Genomic DNA, 20,727 nt, shown 5'->3' with positions numbered 1-20,727 from the left:
ATTGGATAAATCGTCACGGACTATTGGAACTCATCAATAAAAGTAGCGAAATAGATGGACTAGAGATTGCTTTTATGGATAAAAGTAAAAATGCCTATCCAGATTACAGCTATTTCCATCAAAAGAACGACTTGGCATTATATCAAATATGTGGGTACAACAAAGTATTAGCTCAATTAAACATGTCTCTTGAGCAAACGCTAAAAGGATTTTACGAAGTACATCTTTTCAACAAATATGGCTATCCTGCATTGAAATTGAACTACCCTAATATTGAAGATAGTTGGTTAAATAAATGCCGAATATTATTCCCTGAACTAGATTCTGTTGTCAAACAATATAACACCTATGTTCAGTATGATGAGATAGACAAAGATATCATTAGGTTAAGCAAGCCTTTGAAAATGACAGAAGGCAAAAGTCTTTTACTTAACAAGTATTATGAAATTAATGAAGACTCTTCAGAAATTCGTGTAATACTAAACTGCATTTTTGGTTCTAACACTCTACTTGGTTATGTTAAGCCCTTTAAGGAAAAGCATTACCATAATCTTTTTGATTTATTAAATAACGAAGAAGTATATTATGAATTCTATGAAGAGTATCAAAAAACTAACATAGATTTCCTTTTATCGCATGATGTCATAAAAAAAAGTAAAGACGGACAGCTATCTATGCCAGATAATGATTTTAAAATTATACTAAAATCACTATGGGAATATCGAGCTTGTTCTTATTGGCATTATTCTGAAAAAGGAATGAGGTACCTTGATGAGATGTTAAATAAAGGTTGGCTTATAAAAAATGACAATTTATTGACGAAAGAGGAGAAACGATACTTTAGCTACTACATGGATAATGGGGAGTTCACCAATGGATTTGCATATCGAAACCTCTATGCTCATGGTTGCATTATTTCTGAAGAAGATACAGAGAAACATCATATCGCATATTTGGTTTTCTTACGACTTTTAACTATACTAGTTTTGAAAATTGAAGATGATTTATGGTGCGCAACAAAAGCCTTTGTTACAGGGATATTATCAACCACAAAATGAGATATTTTAGAGATATAGAAATCTGTTGGAGTGAGTATTGCACATAAACCCATAGATATTAAGAATATCGTTATAGTTTAGCATATTCCCCACTTTTATCCATACCTTTGTATATAGAACTTGGGCTTTATCCTCAAACAACAAAAAGAAAACGATGCAAATTCATAACAATACATTAATAGCGGAATGCTCGTCTTACGATTTTAAGGAAATGCTGGAGCGTAAGAAAGTAAAGTCATGGCTTAAATCTGTGTCGGCTTTTGCCAATACGGACGGTGGCAGCTTGTTCTATGGAGTAAACGATGACGGAGTGATTGTAGGTTTGGAGAATCCGCAAGCAGATGCCGACTTTATCAGTGAAATGATAAAGGCTAGACTTGACCCAGTACCTGAAGTACAACTTATCCCAATTGAACATGAAGGACGTAACCTGCTTGAAGTAAAAGTAAAGGCTGGAACGCTGACGCCATATTATTATTATCAAGACGGAACACGTACAGCTTATACACGAGTCGGTAATGAAAGTGTAGAGTGCAATTCGCAACAACTTCTTTCATTGGTATTAAAGGGTACGCACATGACCTGGGATTCGCTGCCTACACAAGTGGCTGCAAATAAACATTCTTTCGTTATCCTTGCCAACACTTTCCGTGAGCAAACCCATCAGGAATGGAATGATAAGTATTTGGAATCATTCGGACTTGTCACATCTGACGGTAAACTGACCAATGCCGGATTGCTGTTTGTGGATAATTGCACTGTATTCCAATCACGTATTTTCTGCACCCGTTGGACAGGACTTTATAAAGACGATGCTATCAGTTCCGTGGAACATCGGGCAAATCTTGTATTGCTTTTGAAATATGGTATGGACTTCATCAAGAATTATACCATGAGCGGATGGGTGAAGATGCCGAACTATCGACTTAACCTTCCCGACTATTCCGATCGTGCAATCTTTGAAGGGTTGGTAAACCATCTTATCCATAGAGACTACACAGTAATGGGTGGTGAAGTACATATTGACATCTATGATGACCGAGTAGAATTGGTATCACCAGGTGCAATGCTTGATGGTACACAAATTCAAGACCGGGACATATACAAAGTGCCGTCCATGCGCCGTAATCCAGTTATTGCGGATATGTTTACTCAATTGGACTATATGGAGAAACGTGGTTCGGGCTTAAGGAAAATGCGGGAACTTACGGAGAAACTGCCTAATTTCCTGCCGGGCAAAGAACCACAATATCAAACGGAAGCAATTTCTTTCTATACCACATTCTATAATCTGAATTGGGGAGAGAACGGAAGGATACCTATAGAGGAAGTGGCTAACAGAGTAAATAGCAGCCTAGAAAAGTACTCTATGGATGAAAAATCTTCGGTGAAAACTTTCGGTGATTTACAGAAATCTTCGGTGAAAACCTTCGGTGATTTGCAAAATTCTTCGGTGAAACAAAAGCGATTGGGACGGACTGCACAAAGCATTCTTGACCTTGTAATATCAGATGGTTCTATATCTCAAGATAAGATGGCGGAAAAAATAGGGGTCAGTAAACGAGCCATTGAAATGCAGATTGCAAATCTAAAAGCCAAAGGATTGCTTGTCAGAGAGGGAGCAGATCACGGTGGCTATTGGCGTATTGTAATTAATCCTAAAGCAGAAGAATAGACCTATGGGAATATATCTTATACCACTCAGTGTTATAGTTGCCATTTTGGTAATCGCCTTTTTGTTTGCTTCTTTACAGCAAGTAAAACATAAAACTCGATATATAGTGCTTTATGTAATAGCCATCATCATGCTATTTGCCGTTATTCCTATCAATGAATATTTGACTAAGTTTACGCAAATTTCAAGTGAAGAATACCTGCTTATTTTAATATTCGATATTGCGGTGGGATATTTTTGTATGTACATTGCCGGTTTGCTGAAGTTCAATCTTCTTAAACAAAAAAATCAAGCATTAGAAAATGCCTTGACAGAAAAGCAACAAAAAAATGTAGATGCTCTATTAAAGCATCAAAATGAAAAGCAAAAAACACTTCTCAAAGGAGAACTTGAATGGTTAACAGAAATAATCAAAGTATTTACTGAGGAAAAGCAGAAAGCTATTCTTGCCTGTGCCTGCGCATTTGCAGAACATGACTTGATAATCGCTCCATCAATATCTATTCAGCAAAAAGATACGTGTAGTCAGCAAGATCTTATGTATTTTGTTTGTTCTGCTTTTTTCAACATGGGAAAGAAGCGTAATGATATTGTAAGTTTCTTATATAAAGTCTTTCCTATCTATTTTCCTGCAGGAGAAAGTGTATTGGCTAAAAAAATGCCGGGCGTAGATAAAGTTAGAGAGAGAAGGATAAAAGAAGAAACAGAAAAGAAAACATTATAGCCCCATACCTGTATATATCACTTGACGAATTAAACAGAATTGTTTATTTTTGCACATAAATGTGGAAATGTTTTTTCTATGGAGAAGAAAGTATATAAAAATAGAATTAGAGTTGTCTTGGCTGAGAAGATGATCACAAATACATATTTGGCAGAGCAGCTTGGTGTATCAAAAATGACAATAAGCCGATGGTGTACCAATACTACACAACCAAGCGCACCGCAATTAATAGAGATATCACAAGTGCTGCAGTGTGATTTGAAAGATTTGTATGAAACGGAAAAGTAAATGAAAAAAGTGAAAGAAAAATATACATTTATAGATTTATTTGCTGGCCTTAGTGGTATTAGAATTGGATTTGAACAAGCCGCAAGTGATTTAGGTGTCAAGACACAATGTGCCCTCACTTCTGAAATCAAACCTGCTGCTATCGAAGCCCTCAAAAATAGATATCCAAACGAGAAAGTTGACTACAATATATATGACGTCCATGCAGATATGATTCCGGAAGGAATAGACGTTCTGCTCGGCGGATTTCCATGCCAGCCATTCAGTGCTGCTGGAAAAGGCTTGGGTTTCTTAGATACAAGAGGTACACTATTCTTCGAGATAGAACGTATCATTCACGAATTTACTCAGAGAGGTCAGAAACCCGCAGGCTTTATCCTAGAAAATGTGGAAGGTTTGATGAAGCACGGAGGAGAGGTTAAAGGAAGCCCTTATGGAAAGACTCTTACTACCATCGTAACGAAATTGGAACTTGCAGGTTATAATGTAGAGGTATTATTGCTAGACTCAGCTGATTTTGGATTAGCTCAGTCAAGGAAACGTGTATATATTCTTGGTATAGACAAGACAAGGGGGAAAATAGATGTGAAAGATTTACCTCATTCGTCCAAGAAATTTGGTGAAGTAAAGGAGTCTGGTCTACCAACAGACAATGGGGACTTTGCAAAAGCATTGCTCAAACATTACAAACCTGAAGAAATTGAAGGCAAATATATCAAGGATAAGCGTGGTGGTTCAAGGAACATACATAGTTGGGATCTTGAGCTACGAGGAAAAGTGACAAAAAAACAGAAGGAACTTCTTAATATACTCCTAAAAGAACGTAGAAAAAAGAAATGGGCACAAATTATCGGTATTGATTGGATGGACGGTATGCCTCTTACGTTGGAACAGATTCAAACGTTCTATAATGACATCAGACTTCCAGAAATGCTTGACGATCTTGTTAAGAAAGGTTATCTCACCTTTGAGCACCCAAAGAAAAAGATACTTATTGAGGCTAATGGGAATATCGGTTACAGGCGAGAACCAGATGCGACTAAACCTAAAGGGTATAATATTGTAACAGGAAAACTGAGCTTCGAATATAGCCAGTTCCTTGATTCAAATGACATTACTCCGACCTTAGTCGCTATGGACATGTCTAGAGTTGGTGTAGTCGATGGTGATGGTATTCGTCATCTTTCTATTTCTGAAGGATTAAAGCTCTTTGGTTATGAAGACTATGACCTTAATTATCTTGAAAATAGAAAAGATGGTCACGAAATAGCTTTTGACTTATTAGGTAACTCTGTCTGTGTTCCTGTTATTAAGGTAATTTCCGACAGATTATTAAGAAAACTTATTGCGAACTGATATGAAAAAGATTCCTTACAACAGCTTTCTTCAATCGATGACTTTATTCTTTGTCAACGATAATATTGACGAGAAATATGCTAATCTAAGAAAAGAGAAGATTAATCAACTCAAAGCTGAAATGAGTTTGATTAACAGCCGTGCAGGTCTTCAAAATTACATAAGGACTTACGAAGATTCTCTTTCGAATCTTTTAGTTATTCTTGGCGTGAGCAACGAAATGTTCAAACGTGTAATCTCCATGTTCCGCATTCAACTTGGAATGATTTTCCAAACAGAATGGGATGCAAAACAGACTCGGAAATACATGCTTACAAATGATACAATGATGGAACGCGTTTGTAACTTGTTCTTGAAAGGTAGTTGTGACTCTTCTTTAAAAGCACAACTGCCGGGTTTCAAACTCGCCAATTTTATCATTGATGACAATGTTATGAACCGACTTAAGAATGACGATTTCCTCGCATTTTTAATTAACAAAGAATTCGATACTCAGTACAACTCGGATTTATCGAATGCAAACATAGCAAAGATTGATGATACTTTAAATGAAATCTGTAAAATATTAAATCTGAAACTAGTTCGTGCTCCTAAAGTTGACCCCATAGGCAATGGAACAAGAGATATTCAGGTGAATTACGCTATTGAGTGTCCAGGCAAGAACTTACCAATATTTTATTTGAAATATAGTTTCAACATCACAACGTCAAAAGGTCAGACTGACTTTAAAAGAAGCGTTAAAGACCTGCGCGATTTTATTCGCAATAAGAATGTAGAAGCAAAACAGATCGTTGTTCTTGATGGCGCAGGTTGGATTGGAAGACAGTCGGATTTACGTGACGCATGGGATTATTGCGACTATTGTTTGAACCTTCAGCACATAGAAGACCTTAAAGAAATAATAAAACTATAGCATATGTTACAAGCAGAAAGAAAAGAAGTTCTAAAGAGCGTACAAAAAGGCGAGCCTTTTGCAACGGGTTACCAGTTACTTTATCGTGGTGTACTGAAGCCTTTTAAGGTTTGGGAGATACCAATGGAAGCTCTCATCTATAATCAATACAATGGACGTATTGGTAGCGTTGTGAAATCCTATGAGAAGCAGAGTCATACCCTCAACCCAGAACTAGATTCTGATATCACTTTGATTGAGACATTCTTGTGGGAATCGAAAAAGGAAGCCAACAAGAACACTCTGGATAGCTTGCGAAAAACCGGTCAGATTAAATTCGGAATCGTCTCATCGGATGGTGTTATAATTGATGGTAACAGAAGGGCTTCTTTAATGAACAAAATCCTCAAAGATCCTCATTCAATTCAGGAGGAGAAGGACAGATGTAAATTTTTTAAAGCTGTTATACTCCCTGAGAGTGCAACCAAAAAGGACATCCTTCAGTTAGAGACATCTTTTCAGATGGGGGAAGATGAGAAGGTAGACTATAATCCTATTGAGAAATATCTTAAGTGCAAAGACCTTGAAGACGCAGGCTTCACAAGAGATGAGATAGCTAGCTTCATGGGTATAAATAAAAAAGAAGTTGACCAAAACATTGAAATTCTTGAGTTGATGGATATGTATCTCGGCTTCTACGAGTATGATGGTATATATACCATGGCGGAAGGCCATGAAGACTCGTTTCAAAAGCTGAACATAGCTTTAAAACAATATAAATCGGGTGTTGCCAATATGTGGAATTACACCGACGAAGACATAAACAACATGCTCGGTGTTGCGTTTGACTACATCCGTTTGAATCTTCCGCAAAACGATATTCGTGACATCTTTAGGAAGCCGACACAAAATAGTAGCAGCATTTTTGGTTCAAAAGAACGCTGGAATAGATTCTTTGAAAATCATCAGGAAATAGTATCTTCCTATACAGAGAAACCTATCGAGGACTACGTTAAAAATGCATCTGGAATCGATATTACTCCATGTTTACAGGCAAGAGATGCAGACTGGAGAAAGAAGTTGACACCTGTCATGACTGCAACCTTTAAAAAAGCTCAAGATGAAATAGATAGTCAGCTGAATTCTAATGCACCTATAATTCTTATCAATAAGGCAAATAGTGCATTGGATTCAATTGATAGCAGTTCCAATGGCTTTAAAAATAATGCAGATTCTATATCGAAGGGATTGGATGATCTTATTAAAAAGGCGAAATTTTTAAAGGCTCAAATTAATGGCTGATACAGGAGTTTTGTTAATAAAATCCTTGGACAAGGGATTTGTGATACATGGTGATACTATAAAAATTTTACAGAATCGCTTTGCTATGATGTATTTACGTCGAAATCTACATCATTCAGTTTCTGGAGCAGATATTGTCATTGAAGACGTGACGGATATTAATACCATCATGTCTCATGTATCTGTACTAGCAAAATACGGAAAATGTGAGATTCATTTCGATGAAAATGTAAGCGAAGAGATAAAAGCATATGAAGATAGGGAACAGAGCTTTGCGGAGTTCTCCAAGAAGGCTAAAGACATTCGAGAGAACCATCCTGTTGTTTCTGAATTTGAAGACTTCAAAGAATCGTTAATAAAAAATATGCAGGCACGTCGTTTATATACCTTACAGATGCTATCTGCTTACCATATGGCGTTTGCACAAAACGCCTGTAATTTTTCTGTCCCTGGAGCTGGTAAAACAAGTATCGTATATGGTGCCTACGCTTATTTGAAACATTTACCTGAGTCTAATCCCAAGCACGTCGATAAACTGCTTATAATTGGTCCTCTTAGTTCGTTTGGTCCATGGGAACATGAATATCAGGAATGTTTCGGTAGAAAGGTTGAGTCTATGAGATTGATTGGCGGCCTTTCTAAGGAAAAGAAATCGTTGTATTTACATGGAATTGATACATGTGAATTAACGATTGCATCATATCAGTCGGTTATCTCGATCAAAGATGATCTTTGTTTCTTCTTATCACGTAACAAAGTGATGGTTGTACTTGATGAAGCGCATAAAATAAAAAACACTCAAGGAGCAATAACCGCTGCATCTACTATGGAGTTGGCAAAACTTGCTACGTCCCGAGTTGTCCTTACCGGTACACCCGCTCCCAATGGCTATGAAGACTTGTATAATCTGTTCAAATTTATCTGGCCAGACAGAGATATTATCTCATATAATGTTGCACAGCTTTCTAATATGTCAGCCAATTCGGATGATAACCGAATACCGGATTTGATTGAGAGAATATCACCTTTCTTCATTCGGATAAAGAAGAGCGACTTAAACATTCCTCCTGCAACTTATAAGGAAATACCGGTTCCTATGTCTGATACTCAGAGGATTGTTTATGATACGATAGAGAACAAACTTATGCAATCTTTTGATGAAGACAATGATTCTCCTTATCTGAAAAAAATTCGCCAAGCTAAAATGATTCGTCTCATGCAGGCTGCCACAAACCCAGAGCTATTAAGACACTCTTTTAATGGCGCATTTGATGAGGATGGAAATCCCATAGTAGAATCGAAAGAAGATAGCATCTTCATTGGCAATATCCTCCAATTTGTGGGTAATGAGATGCCAAATAAGTTTATCAAAGCTTGTGAGATTGTTAAAGATATCATTTCTCAAGGTGGGAAAGTGGTCATTTGGGCATCATTTATACGCAATATTGAGAAAATGAGTCAATGTTTAAGCGACATGGGAATTCCTTCTAAGTCTTTGTATGGAGTCACTCCTGTCGAAACCGCTGATGACGAGTTTGAAAGTCAGATGGAAACAAGAGAATTTATAGTGAGAGAATTCAATTCGGACAACTCGTCTTTTAACGTTATCATAGCAAACCCATCTGCTGTCGCTGAATCTATTTCTTTGCATAAGAAATGTCATAATGCAATATACCTAGAAAGATCTTTTAACGCAGCTCATTTCATCCAATCTAAAGATAGAATTCATCGATATGGGTTGCCTGAAGATACAATCACTACATATTACTATTTGATTTCAGAGAATTCAATTGATGAAACAATAAATTCCAGGCTTCAGTTAAAGGAGAAACGATTAAATCAAATAATGGAGAGTATGCCTATTCCTTTATTTGATAACAATTTGGAGGAAGGTGGAATTGATGATATAAAGGCTATTATTTACGATTATGCGCAAAGAGCTAAAAAGATATAGTTCCATTGGAAACAGAGCTGGTATACTACTTTTGTGTAGAAAGGTTCTTACTGGTAATATAGAAGATTTATCTTCCATTGGAGCTTCGTGTTCTTTTATAAATGGCATTGACCTAAACTTTAAATGTGGCATCATAGCTTTTGAGGAAATAAAACTCATTTCAATAGTTGATAACAAGTGTCAGGCTAAAGACATTTTGTATTCACATGAAGATGAAAATCTGTTTATAGCCCAATTATGCCGTTTCTGCATGAATGCTCTGATTGACATGGATTTGATAAATATAGAATATCTCAAATATAATGAGATAAAAAATGCCTTTCAAATTCCCATGTATGCATTTAGCATGGAGTGTTCCGTTTATAGAAATCTGCTTATAACATTTGGCGCATTAATTCCTGATGGAACTCTCTTTACTATTAATGAATGTTTTGAATCTGAGTTCTCAAAACGTGTTGCCCACAAACGCAAGATATCACAAGAGCAGTTATTGACACAACTTGAAAAGGAACGCGTCATAGGAGAAAAAGGAGAAGAATTTGTGATTTCGTATGAAAAGAAACGTTGTCCTTTTACCCTCCAACAGCAAAGCAAAATAAAGCAAATCTCCGTTATCGATGCATCTGCAGGCTTTGATATTCTTTCTTTAGATGATGAAATAAGTCAAACCAAACGCTATATTGAAGTTAAGACATATTCTGGAAACGTACATTTCTATTGGTCATCAAATGAGATAGAAGCAGCCCAATTAAGAGCAGAAAAATATTTTCTTTATTTAGTAGACTATTCTCAAATAGAGAAAGATAATTATACGCCTATAATAATTCAAAATCCATATTTTAATGTAAGAAATCTTTCTATTTGGGATATACGACCATCCTCATTCTTGATATCCACAAGCTGTTCTTCTGACCAATTGAGAGAAATCATTAAACCTATCCAGCATCAAAGCATTCCGTATACTCTTGATTGTAATGAGCCTTATATGATGGTTGCTGATTCCCCATTTGAAACCTTTAAATGGACAGATGTTAATCAAGAGATTATGCATGTCTTTGGCGACAGTGGAACTATTTTAATTGGTGGTTATAAAAATAAAAGACAATTAGCATGGATATTGGAAACTGGCATCTATAATATCCGCCTTGGAAGAAGAGCTGGTTCCGTACTTGGTCAGAAAAAATGTGTTGAAGAGGCTGAGAACCTGATACTTTATGACATCTACAATCCTAAAATATTTCAAGTATACAATATAAATGGCCATTGTGAAAGGAAGAAAGAAGATATGATAGCTTTGAAATATCCAACTAGATGCCCAGGAAGTTTATATATGACTTTTGAAATAACAAGAAATGCTGCACTTGAGACATATATGGACAAAAATATTATCAGCAATCTATTAGCAAACTTGGAGAATCATAAAAAAGGAACTCCTCTTTTTATCGAACCATAATTTTAAAATACATAACATATGCCTGACCATCTAACCAAAGAACAGATACATCGTAATATGTCTGCCATTCGTGCCAAGAACACGAAACCTGAATTATTGGTTCGGAAGTTCCTTTTTAACCGAGGCTTCCGCTATCGGATAAATCATCCGCGTCTTCCAGGCCATCCTGATTTGGTACTTCGCAAATACCGAACAGTCATTTTTGTGAATGGTTGCTTTTGGCATGGTCATGAAAACTGTAAATACTTTCATCTGCCCAAAACCAACATTGATTTTTGGTCAAATAAAATAGAAAGGAATAAAGAACGTGACAAAAAGGAACAATGCCAGCTTGCTGCTATGGGCTGGCATTGTATTACAGTTTGGGAGTGTCAACTAAAACCTAAAGTTCGCGAACAAACGCTTGAGTCATTAGCTTATACTTTGAATCATATTTTTCTCGAAGATAGAAAACTAAGAACCTACGAACAACCAAATACAACAGATTCACTTATGGCAGCAGAACCTGAAGCTGTTTATGAAAGGAAAAGTCAAGAATAAGAGCAGCAATTTATTACATCCAAAGGCGCTATATCAATGACTATTCCAGATTTTTCGTTAGCCTTATTTCTACTTTTTCTATCAAATGTTGATGCTGCTCCTTCACCGCCCGATACATGGAATAATGTGCAAAGGATTCTTCCTTATATTTCAGACTACTAACAGAAGCAGCAACAGCCCACATCAAAATAATGGCTACAATAGCCACAACATATCGAAGTTTTATATGATGTCCCCGTATAAACATCCCATTGATATTGGGTGGAATAACGGTTATTGGATGTTTCAGTTCATTAATTTTTGCAAGTATTTCATCCTGCCATTTTAATATGTTTTCTGTATTAGCCTCAATAGTCATGCGATTGAGATTGTAATCACAAACGTGGCTATATATGTATTCAAGAAACCTTGATTTTTGCTTGAACAGTTCAATAAGTTTGGGGAACCATAGTGAAAATGGCAATGTATCCGGCTGTTGATTCCAAATGTGTTTCTTCACTACTGACAGTGCATCGTTCCAGCAAGTACAGAAGCTTTTGGCAACTCCATTATAAATGGTCTTTTCATCCAAATCCACCTTTATATGTTGCTCTGGTTGGTTTGGAGTTACATTCTGCCTATTAACGCATTCCTTCAATTCATTGATACTTTGACGCAAATTTGCGAGATTTGCAGCTACTACATCTTCTTTCATTATCTTCTACGTTTTGAGGTTTTATAAAAAGGTTCGTTTCTTTGGTTATCCTTGCTTTTATCATCCCGCCATCCCTGTTCGTTATTGGTTCCTCCGCCAGCACTAGGAACAATTGCTTGATGAGGTTGCACTATAAGTTCTTTTGCCACATTACCCAATGTTGCGCAAAGACGGTTAAAACTTAGATCTGAATCAAGTTTAGAACCGGCAATGCTAAATTCATCCATACAAAAGGATATACCACGAATTTTATCAGAGTTTTCTGCACGATCAAAACGTACATCTATTCCCTTCTCTTTGAGCATATGGAAGAAGTCATGCCATGAGCGAGATGCCGCCAACGCATCAAGAGTTGAGGAACGAAGATTATATTTACGTAATTGATGAGGGCGCAAACGGCTTTTATTTCTCGCTTTACTGTTTTTAGGAGCAAAGTAGAGTTTATACTCTTTGGTTAAAGCACGACAGACTTTTGCATTTCGTATCCGTTCGTTGCTATCAGAAATGAGGTTACCGTCATTGTCTATCCGGTTGAATACGATATGGCAATGTGGATGTTCCGTATCATGATGCCTGGCTATGATATATTGGGTATTGCGAATCCCCATTTGATCCATCCATTTCTTGGCAATCTCCACCATAAGCACATTTCCTTTTTCGTCGTTGGGAAAATGGATGGTATCTTGCGGAGAGAAAGCAAGTGATACGTGTTTCACCGGACTTTTTACTTTCGGGCGCATAGAGGCTTGTATCTGAAAAGAATCTGCTATGGTTTTATTGTTGATAGCACAAACACCTTCATGTGCCAAAAGTGTGGCACTCTTTTTCTTGTTCTTTTGGTCATTGGCGTAATTTACTATTCCTCCAAAATCGGCTCTTGTTTTAATCTTCGCTATCATGATTGTTATTTTTTACTTGGGTGATAATTCTGCTGACTTCTGATATAATAGAAAAGCATTGTTGTTTCACTGCTTCCAAACCATAGATGTGCATCTGATGGGCGATCTGGTTGACATTATTGGCTATACCGGAAAGGTCACGGATTGCCGACGCTATTTCCGGACTGATGCGCTGACCGACTTCACAGCCCATTGCAGCCTGGTGGCAAAATTCATTGACAGACAATCCTGCCTGTTGGGCTTTGGATTGTATATAGATATAGTCGTTCTCGGTAAACATTACCCGGAAACATTTTGTGCGTTTCTGGTAACTCGCCAACTTTGGGCGACCACCAAGTTTCTTTTCCTTCATACTTATATAAACTTTGATGTACATAAATTGATTTTTTGAGAGTGGCAGTTCTATCCGCTTGCCACATAGGTTTTAGTGACACTAAAACACAAACTTGCCACTCAAAAAATCTTCCTATATTTACCTTGTTCTATTCGGCTTAGTTTGCCATCTTTGATAAAGGCTTCTATCCATTTGTTTGCCGTACTTCCATTTTCACCTAAAGCTAAAACAGTTGCGTCATAATCTTTTTTGGTGAATGTTTCTGGCAACATATTATAAAGGGTATTCCTTCGTGCGTAAATACCCGTTTCTTGTGAAAGGGATTGTAAACGTTTAGGCTGATTTCCTGACAAGTTTCGATAGATGAACACTGCATGGCAAAGCAAGGTCTCGCAGATACTCATGGCTATGGCATAGTCATATTTATGGCAAACCAATTGTATAGTCTTGTCAGAGGAAGATGATTCGTGAGGCATATTCTCCAAATGTCGGACAGCAGTCAACACCATCATTATACGGTAGGCAATCAGCCCCATCCGTCGGACTACACCCTGCATCTTGTTATCTACTTCGTCGCAACATTCCTCATTCACCTGACTTAGATATTCTATAAAGTGTTCCTGCAAATCAGAGGGAAGAGAAAAGGAATAATTACCTTGTCTGACAAATTCTTCATGCAGATGGCAGAATTTATCCCCCATCAGTTTGAACATGGCATTCTTGGATTGGGAAATATCATTTGTGGCAAACACGTTTCTTATACCTCTCTTGAAACGAATGATATAAAAACAGAAACGGCTCATCAGACCGTTTTCCGCATCAGGTATCAATTTCCTTACCTGTTCGGGAGTTCCAGCCAAAGCGACTGACACTCTTGGATTGCTGACTTCGCAATATTCCCTGTCCTTGCGGCGGCTTAAACTGACTAACTCATGGTGAAATGCCTTTCGTAATACATCTGAATAATTACCATAGTCCGACTTCAAAGTCTGGCTTAATGTGTCACCTTCCGATTCAAATAGCAGTCCGATTCCGTCATTATCTCCCAATATCTTCAGGAAAGAACTTGCGCTACTGTTGGCAGGAATGACAAGCATTCGCATAGGCGGTTCAGTTGGCATGGTCATTCCACCATCTTTCTTGCCTTTGATGTAAGTGTTCATTGCTCCCTTGTACTCCTGCTCCAATCGTTTGGAAAGTTCATGCAAATTACGATTGATAGGTGCTACAAGTTCCCGGCACAAAGTCAACGCACCTTTCCCCATACCGGCATCTGCTACTACAAACAGATAAAGGTTCGGATAAACGATGCGTTCATCGTACACTCCACAAATATTGTGAAAGCAGACAGACAAACACACAATCGCCCCAATCAATATTGTATCACGGTCATCCAGCGATATAGAATTGTTGACAACCTCATTTAGAAAAGAGGGAAGATGATCGAATACACACTCAGGAAATGCCGGAAGTTCTTCCTCTGACTTTATCCATTTACCCGTTTTTCCATTTTGGATATTTGGCAAAATGGATAAATGTTCTTTGTTGAATGGAGCCAGCGAGATTCCGGCTTGGTTCGCAAGATGGAAGAAAGAACGAATGGTAATACCTTGTCCTTTGGATTGCAGACAATGTGTAATTGTTTGTCGGTTTCTTCCCTTTGATAGTTAGGGTAAAACCTGCTAATGCGGTGATAATACTCTCGTCCATTTTCTCCCAATCCGTCCACAAGCGCAAAGCCCAATTCTACCCAATCTTTATAATTGGGTGTTATATCAATGGCACGCTGCTCTATTTCCCGGACAATATGTTCCATATCTTCCTCCACCTTATTATATAGTGGAGTGATACTTGGCATATCTGTTTGCTGTAGTTCAGAAGGGACATTCTCCCAATCTTGGGCGAAAAATATTTTCTTCGACATCATCTTTGTATTTAGGGCTAATATATGCTTGTGAATCATGTGGCAAAAAACATGAACGAGCAACGTCACTTCCGGACATATCTACCAACGGCAAGCCTGTTGCTTTGATACAGTTGGTAACAGCCTTAAAGTACCGGGAATGTTCCCAGCCTTTCAAGTCAACGGGTATTATCCATTTTAATCCATTACCGGATGGACTGACAAATAATAGCTCCGTATCGAAATACTCATGGTTGAGTAACTTTTGCTTTAGTTCCATAATATTTTCCACATGATCAAAATCCAGACACATCAATCCGGAGTGCATTATCAGTTCCCTCTCATTCCGCTTACGGAATAGTCCAGAAAAGGTACAATAGTCAAAATGGGTGGCTTTGTACCTTTTGGCTTCAGGAGAAGTAGCCATCAGACGCAAGGCTTCGGTTTGTGGTTGTGCATAATGCCCGGTGATATAGCGGTACACATCCACAATACCTACAGCTCTTATCGGTTCGATATTCTGGACGGGTTTGCGAAAGAATGAAAAACAATAATCAGTCGTTCCCATCATCTGATAATCTTTTTGGATTCAACAAATCGTCTGGCTTCCTCCATCAATTCATCCTGTGTCTTATGCGATTTGTTCTTCAACCAGTCATCAATTTCTGATTGTAGAAAAGCCAGAGCCTTATTTATTTTATGTACGGGGATTTGTTTGGCTGAAACCCATCCATAAACCGTTTGCTTGGCAGGATGCGATGGTAGGTAAGCACAGAGCTCGTCTATATCCATCCACTTGGGTGAATTACTTGCCTGCTTTCTGCAGGGCATTTACTTTAGATTGTAGAGCCTCTACGGACTCAATCAGGTAGGACAATGCATTTGGCATCTCCTCCAACGAATTTACTTTATAAGCCATATCTTTCGTATTTTAGAGTTAATGCCGCAAAAGTATATGTATGTTTATGGGTGCTAAATAGGTGCTTGAAAGCCACCAATTACCCACTCATTCACCACCGATAGATTTAATTTTCATTAACACAAAAGGATAATAAAAGAGGGAGCAAACTCTTTTTATAGTAAAATGCTCTCCATTGAGAGTATCTATGATGCAAAATACCCCTCAAAAAGCAGGTGCTTTATGAGGGGTAAATTATGATGTGTTTATGATGCGTTTATGATTCTTTGTTATAAGTCATTGATGCTCAAGGGTGGAAGTTTCCACCATGACCTACAAAGTCAAATTTTCGATGTGTAATGTATTAGCAGCTTTTTCTTTCTGTTCGTTCACGATGTGCGTATAAATCTGCGTGGTTCTTACATTTGTATGGCCCATTAAATCTTTTATTGTATATATGTCAACACCATTTTCCAGCAATAGCGAAGCGAAACTATGGCGGCCGCAATGGAAGGTGATATGCTTCTTTATACCGGATGCTTCTATCCAAACTTTCAGAGGACGTGAAATCCAGGAGGCATCTGTCAATCCCTCAAAAACGAGAGATTCTTCATTGTTTGGGCGTTCTCCACAGAGTTGGAGAGCTTGTTGTATGACTGGCTTATAATCTGGTCTTTTTGTTTTCTGCTGAACTATAACTGCTTGCCATGTACCCTTACTTGTTTGCTGAATCTGTTTCCATTTCAAAGTCTGGATGTCACTATGTCGTAATCCTGTGAGAATAGAGAATAAGAACGCACGTTTTAAAACATCGTCCTTACAAGGAGTATCAACCAACATTTGCACTTCATTCATACTAAGTGCAACACGAGGCTTCTCAATGTTTGTTATCCCCTTTACTTTTGCACCTATATCAACGGTAAGATATTCATCAACGAACGCTTGTTTTAATCCGGCCTTGAGTATAGAGAAATAGGTAGATGCAGTATTCTGTGAGATCGTTCCTTTTTTATTTCCTCCCATGGGGGCACGTAACAGAAACATCTTAATATCTTCGAGTAGTTTAACGGAGATTTCCTTGAATGGGATTGGTTGTCCTTTAGAATAAATCTTCAACAGTTCGCCCACACGTCTCCAGTTGACTATAATTGAATCGGAACTGTTGGGATGCCTTTTACTGATAATGCTATTGAAGTACTTGATAAAGTCTTGTTCGCTCCGCTCGTTTTGTGCAGCGATTTCGTTCTCTTTATCTGTATATAGAATTGCGCTATCGTATTCATGCTGCCGTAACTTACGCACATTGTCGGCATAGATACAAGCCTCTTGATCTATCGTTGAACGGCATTGGATGATTCCATTCAAATCACACTTAGGTTTGTAATTGAATGTTCCATCCGGCAAGATTCGTGCAATGGAAGCCTTGTCCCAAATTGGTGTGGATATGGTTCGGTTAATTGATTCAACCACACGACTTGCCAGTTTAGAGCCTCGCTTGTAAACCGGGTATGATTCTATAATCAGATACCACTCATCTTTATAATTTGATTTTCTGAGTTTGACGGTTACTTTAGTGTTTGGTAATGCTTTCTTCATAATGACTTATATAATTTATCAATTTCAGATTTGGGAACATAAACATAATTACCGATTTGGCGTGTAGGAATAGAATGACGCCGTATGTGCTTAAAGACACTACTATCATTGATATGAAATTTCTTTGCAATCTCTCCGATAGTATAACAATCTTTTGGTTCAAAGGATAATGTTTCCTTTTTCCTCTTTTTACTCCTGGTCTTTGCTTTGAAGTGTTCATCCATATATTGCCGACTAAGGCGTGTCAGGCGTTGACCAAAATTGTATGATGGTATAGAGCCTTGTCGTATCATGCGATAAAGTACATCCTTACTAATACCGTAAATCAACATAGCTTCTTTAACCGTTAGAAATCCCTTGCTGGATGGTATCTGTCTAATTAATGCTTGACGTATCGCTTCCTTCTCTTTTGCGATTTGTCTTTTCTTGTATGCTCGTTTGGAACAAGCTGGGCAACAACACTTTGACATCAATGTGGGCGGAGTAAAGATTTTACCGCACTCCTCGCAACATCTTTGGATGGTGTAATTTCCTCTTGGCATATTCTTCTCGTTATAAATGGTTTATATCAATTTAAGTTGTATCTTATCGCCAAATAAGACGTGTCGCAAATATGTCGCAAATAAGAGATAAAAAAGCCCATAGAAAACATATAGAAACCATGAACCCTATAAACGCAAAAAGCGTGCAACTCGTTGAGCTGCACGCTTTTGCTTATTGTTTATTATTGTTTACTTATCGGAATCATTTGACCTCTTCGAAGTCCACGTCAGTAACATTGTCTTTACCATTATTATTATTGTTACCAGCATTGTTGTTTGCCTGACCACCGAAGTTTGCACCACCGGCCTGAGCACCGCTCTGAGCGTTCTGAGCATTGTACATTTCCTGGCTGGCAGCCTGGAATACACTGTTCAATTCAGCCATAGCAGCATCTACACCTGCAATGTCCTGAGCTTTATGAGCTTCTTTCAGTTTGTTCAAAGCAGCTTCGATCGGAGCCTTCTTGTCGGCCGGGATCTTATCGCCCAGATCCTTCAACTGTTTTTCAGTCTGGAAGATCATGCTGTCTGCCTGATTCAGTTTGTCGATACGTTCCTTTTCTTTCTTATCGGCTTCAGCATTGGCAGCAGCTTCTTCCTTCATACGTTTAACTTCGTCTTCGCTCAAACCACTGGAAGCTTCAATACGGATGCTCTGTACTTTACCTGTTCCTTTATCCTTAGCAGAAACATTCAAGATACCATTGGCATCGATATCGAATGTAACTTCGATCTGAGGAACACCACGCTGAGCTGCTGGAATTCCATCCAAGTGGAAACGACCAATTGACTTATTATCCTTAGCCAATGAACGTTCACCCTGCAATACATGGATTTCAACAGACGGCTGGTTATCGACTGCAGTTGTGAAGACTTCAGACTTCTTCGTAGGAATAGTCGTATTGGCTTCGATCAACTTCGTCATGACACCACCCATGGTTTCAATACCTAATGACAGCGGAGTAACATCCAGCAACAAGACGTCTTTCACTTCACCTGTCAAGACACCACCTTGGATAGCAGCACCAACGGCAACTACTTCATCCGGGTTAACACCTTTAGAAGGAGTCTTACCGAAGAATTTCTCAACGATAGCCTGAACAGCCGGAATACGAGTTGAACCACCTACCAAGATAACTTCATCAATATCTGATGTTGTCAAGTTAGCATCTTTCAATGCCTGACGGCAAGGAGCGATACAAGCCTGAATCAAGCTGTCGGCCAACTGTTCGAATTTAGCACGTGTCAATGTCTTAACCAAGTGTTTTGGAACACCGTTAACCGGCATGATATACGGCAAGTTGATTTCTGTAGAAGTTGTACTTGACAATTCAATCTTTGCCTTTTCAGCAGCTTCCTTCAAACGTTGCAGAGCCATCGGGTCTTTACGCAAATCAACGCCTTCGTCCTTCATGAACTCATCAGCCAACCAGTCGATGATTACATGGTCGAAATCATCACCACCCAGGTGTGTATCACCATTGGTTGATTTAACTTCGAATACGCCATCACCTAATTCCAGGATTGAAATATCGAATGTACCACCACCTAAGTCGAATACGGCGATCTTCATATCCTTGTTGGCTTTATCCAAACCATAAGCCAATGAAGCGGCAGTCGGTTCGTTTACGATACGACGTACAGTCAAACCGGCGATTTCACCAGCTTCCTTCGTAGCCTGACGCTGAGCATCGCTAAAGTAAGCCGGAACGGTAATAACGGCTTCTGTTACTTCCTGTCCCAGATAATCTTCAGCTGTTTTCTTCATTTTCTGCAGGATCATTGCTGAAATTTCCTGCGGTGTGTACAGACGACCATCGATATCCACACGCGGAGTATTGTTGTCGCCACGTACTACTTTATACGGTACACGGGCAATTTCCTTCTGTACCTGATCATATGTTTCTCCCATGAAACGTTTGATAGAGAAGATTGTCTTCTGCGGGTTCGTGATAGCCTGACGTTTAGCCGGATCACCAACCTTACGTTCACCACCTTCAACAAACGCTACAATAGAAGGAGTAGTTCTTTTACCTTCACTGTTAGCAATTACAACCGGTTCGTTACCTTCCAAAACAGCAACACAAGAGTTGGTTGTACCTAAGTCGATTCCTATAATCTTTCCCATAATGCTTATATTTTTTATTGTTATTATTCAAGTTTCATCTGTGGACTTTTTCAAGTCGCACACCAAATACTCTACAAACCTTGTGCCAAAGGAGAAAAAGTCTCCAGGCAATTATCTGCTGTCATAATTTCTGACAAAATGGCTCAAAGAATCTCTTTTTCTGCTTTCCCGAGCGTTTTTTTGTCAGTTCTTACCTATTTATATATCAGAAAAGCCTTTCAATTACCCGTTACACCTCAGGTTGATGTCGGCCTATTCCCATCCGAGAATTCATTCCTGCCTAAGAAATCTCCAAAAGCCGGCGTATATTCATGAAAAGCCGGCGAGAATTTGTAAAAATACGCCGGCTTTTTCAGCAAAACCTATATGACAATGGTTTATACTTCCAACGAGAATCAGAAACGAAACTCCCGAGAATCGTTTTTGATTCTCACTGGAAATATTTCCGGCAAAAACGACTTTGAAAACAAGGCATTTATAAAATAGTTTGC

At 38.4% G+C, this 20,727-nt stretch carries 17 protein-coding genes and 2 pseudogenes; 10 read left to right on the top strand and 9 right to left on the bottom strand.

The window, feature by feature from the left end:
• Positions 1-74 precede the first annotated feature (74 nt).
• From NEE14_RS15125 to NEE14_RS15080, 10 genes are all read left to right on the top strand, one after another.
• Positions 75-1,058: a hypothetical protein gene (locus NEE14_RS15125; protein ID WP_338578750.1), complete on the top strand. Its 984-nt coding sequence runs from the start codon at positions 75-77 to the stop codon at positions 1,056-1,058.
• A gap of 154 nt (positions 1,059-1,212) precedes the next feature.
• Positions 1,213-2,733 carry an ATP-binding protein gene (locus NEE14_RS15120; RefSeq protein WP_251967444.1) on the top strand — a complete coding sequence of 507 codons (1,521 nt, stop codon included), beginning with the start codon at positions 1,213-1,215 and terminating at the stop codon, positions 2,731-2,733.
• 4 nt (positions 2,734-2,737) lie between these two features.
• A complete protein-coding gene (locus NEE14_RS15115) occupies positions 2,738-3,457 on the top strand; it encodes a hypothetical protein (protein ID WP_251967445.1) in 720 nt (239 codons plus the stop codon).
• A 78-nt stretch (positions 3,458-3,535) separates the two neighbouring features.
• Positions 3,536-3,745 carry a helix-turn-helix transcriptional regulator gene (locus tag NEE14_RS15110; protein WP_117707015.1) on the top strand — a complete coding sequence of 70 codons (210 nt, stop codon included), beginning with the start codon at positions 3,536-3,538 and terminating at the stop codon, positions 3,743-3,745.
• Positions 3,746-5,101, top strand: a complete 1,356-nt coding sequence (gene dcm, locus NEE14_RS15105; protein WP_117706942.1) for a DNA (cytosine-5-)-methyltransferase — start codon at positions 3,746-3,748, stop codon at positions 5,099-5,101.
• Position 5,102: 1 nt separating this feature from the next.
• The gene (locus tag NEE14_RS15100) at positions 5,103-6,014 is read left to right on the top strand and encodes a DpnII family type II restriction endonuclease (RefSeq protein WP_251967446.1); all 912 of its coding nucleotides are present in this window, start codon (positions 5,103-5,105) and stop codon (positions 6,012-6,014) included.
• Between the two features lie 3 nt (positions 6,015-6,017).
• Positions 6,018-7,295 (top strand): hypothetical protein, encoded by a 1,278-nt coding sequence (locus NEE14_RS15095; protein ID WP_251967447.1) that lies wholly within the window; start codon positions 6,018-6,020, stop codon positions 7,293-7,295.
• A complete protein-coding gene (locus NEE14_RS15090; RefSeq protein ID WP_251967448.1) occupies positions 7,288-9,249 on the top strand; it encodes a DEAD/DEAH box helicase in 1,962 nt (653 codons plus the stop codon). The genes NEE14_RS15095 and NEE14_RS15090 overlap by 8 nt, the downstream gene beginning before the upstream one ends.
• Complete coding sequence (locus NEE14_RS15085; RefSeq protein WP_251967449.1) at positions 9,224-10,702, top strand: DUF3883 domain-containing protein; 1,479 nt, start codon at positions 9,224-9,226, stop codon at positions 10,700-10,702. Before NEE14_RS15090 ends, NEE14_RS15085 begins: the two co-directional genes overlap by 26 nt.
• 18 nt (positions 10,703-10,720) lie before the next feature.
• Positions 10,721-11,242: a very short patch repair endonuclease gene (locus tag NEE14_RS15080; protein ID WP_117985993.1), complete on the top strand. Its 522-nt coding sequence runs from the start codon at positions 10,721-10,723 to the stop codon at positions 11,240-11,242.
• Between the two features lie 40 nt (positions 11,243-11,282).
• Here the strand turns inward: NEE14_RS15080 and NEE14_RS15075 are convergent, their stop codons facing one another.
• The 9 genes and pseudogenes from NEE14_RS15075 to dnaK all read right to left on the bottom strand — a co-directional run bounded on the left by NEE14_RS15075 (position 11,283) and on the right by dnaK (position 20,236).
• Positions 11,283-11,936, bottom strand: a complete 654-nt coding sequence (locus tag NEE14_RS15075) for a hypothetical protein (RefSeq protein ID WP_251967450.1) — start codon at positions 11,934-11,936, stop codon at positions 11,283-11,285.
• Entirely contained in the window at positions 11,936-12,835 is a 900-nt protein-coding gene (locus tag NEE14_RS15070) for a relaxase/mobilization nuclease domain-containing protein (RefSeq protein ID WP_251967451.1), read from the bottom strand. Before NEE14_RS15070 ends, NEE14_RS15075 begins: the two co-directional genes overlap by 1 nt.
• Positions 12,819-13,187 (bottom strand): MobC family plasmid mobilization relaxosome protein, encoded by a 369-nt coding sequence (locus tag NEE14_RS15065; protein WP_251967534.1) that lies wholly within the window; start codon positions 13,185-13,187, stop codon positions 12,819-12,821. Before NEE14_RS15065 ends, NEE14_RS15070 begins: the two co-directional genes overlap by 17 nt.
• 101 nt (positions 13,188-13,288) lie before the next feature.
• Positions 13,289-15,093: pseudogene (locus NEE14_RS15060) on the bottom strand (DUF3987 domain-containing protein).
• Complete coding sequence (locus NEE14_RS15055; RefSeq protein ID WP_251967452.1) at positions 15,044-15,643, bottom strand: BT4734/BF3469 family protein; 600 nt, start codon at positions 15,641-15,643, stop codon at positions 15,044-15,046. The pseudogene NEE14_RS15060 and the gene NEE14_RS15055 overlap by 50 nt, the downstream one beginning before the upstream one ends.
• Positions 15,640-15,991: pseudogene (mads1, locus tag NEE14_RS15050) on the bottom strand (methylation-associated defense system helix-turn-helix domain-containing protein MAD1). The gene NEE14_RS15055 and the pseudogene mads1 overlap by 4 nt, the downstream one beginning before the upstream one ends.
• Positions 15,992-16,303: 312 nt before the next feature.
• The gene (locus NEE14_RS15045) at positions 16,304-17,566 is read right to left on the bottom strand and encodes a site-specific integrase (protein WP_251967453.1); all 1,263 of its coding nucleotides are present in this window, start codon (positions 17,564-17,566) and stop codon (positions 16,304-16,306) included.
• Positions 17,563-18,108 carry a helix-turn-helix domain-containing protein gene (locus NEE14_RS15040; RefSeq protein ID WP_251967454.1) on the bottom strand — a complete coding sequence of 182 codons (546 nt, stop codon included), beginning with the start codon at positions 18,106-18,108 and terminating at the stop codon, positions 17,563-17,565. Before NEE14_RS15040 ends, NEE14_RS15045 begins: the two co-directional genes overlap by 4 nt.
• Positions 18,109-18,310: 202 nt before the next feature.
• Positions 18,311-20,236 (bottom strand): molecular chaperone DnaK, encoded by a 1,926-nt coding sequence (dnaK, locus tag NEE14_RS15035; protein ID WP_251967455.1) that lies wholly within the window; start codon positions 20,234-20,236, stop codon positions 18,311-18,313.
• Positions 20,237-20,727: the final 491 nt, after the last annotated feature.

This window comes from Parabacteroides sp. AD58 (assembly GCF_023744375.2).
GTDB lineage: Bacteria > Bacteroidota > Bacteroidia > Bacteroidales > Tannerellaceae > Parabacteroides > Parabacteroides absconsus.
This window is presented reverse-complemented; position numbering and strand designations above follow the sequence as displayed.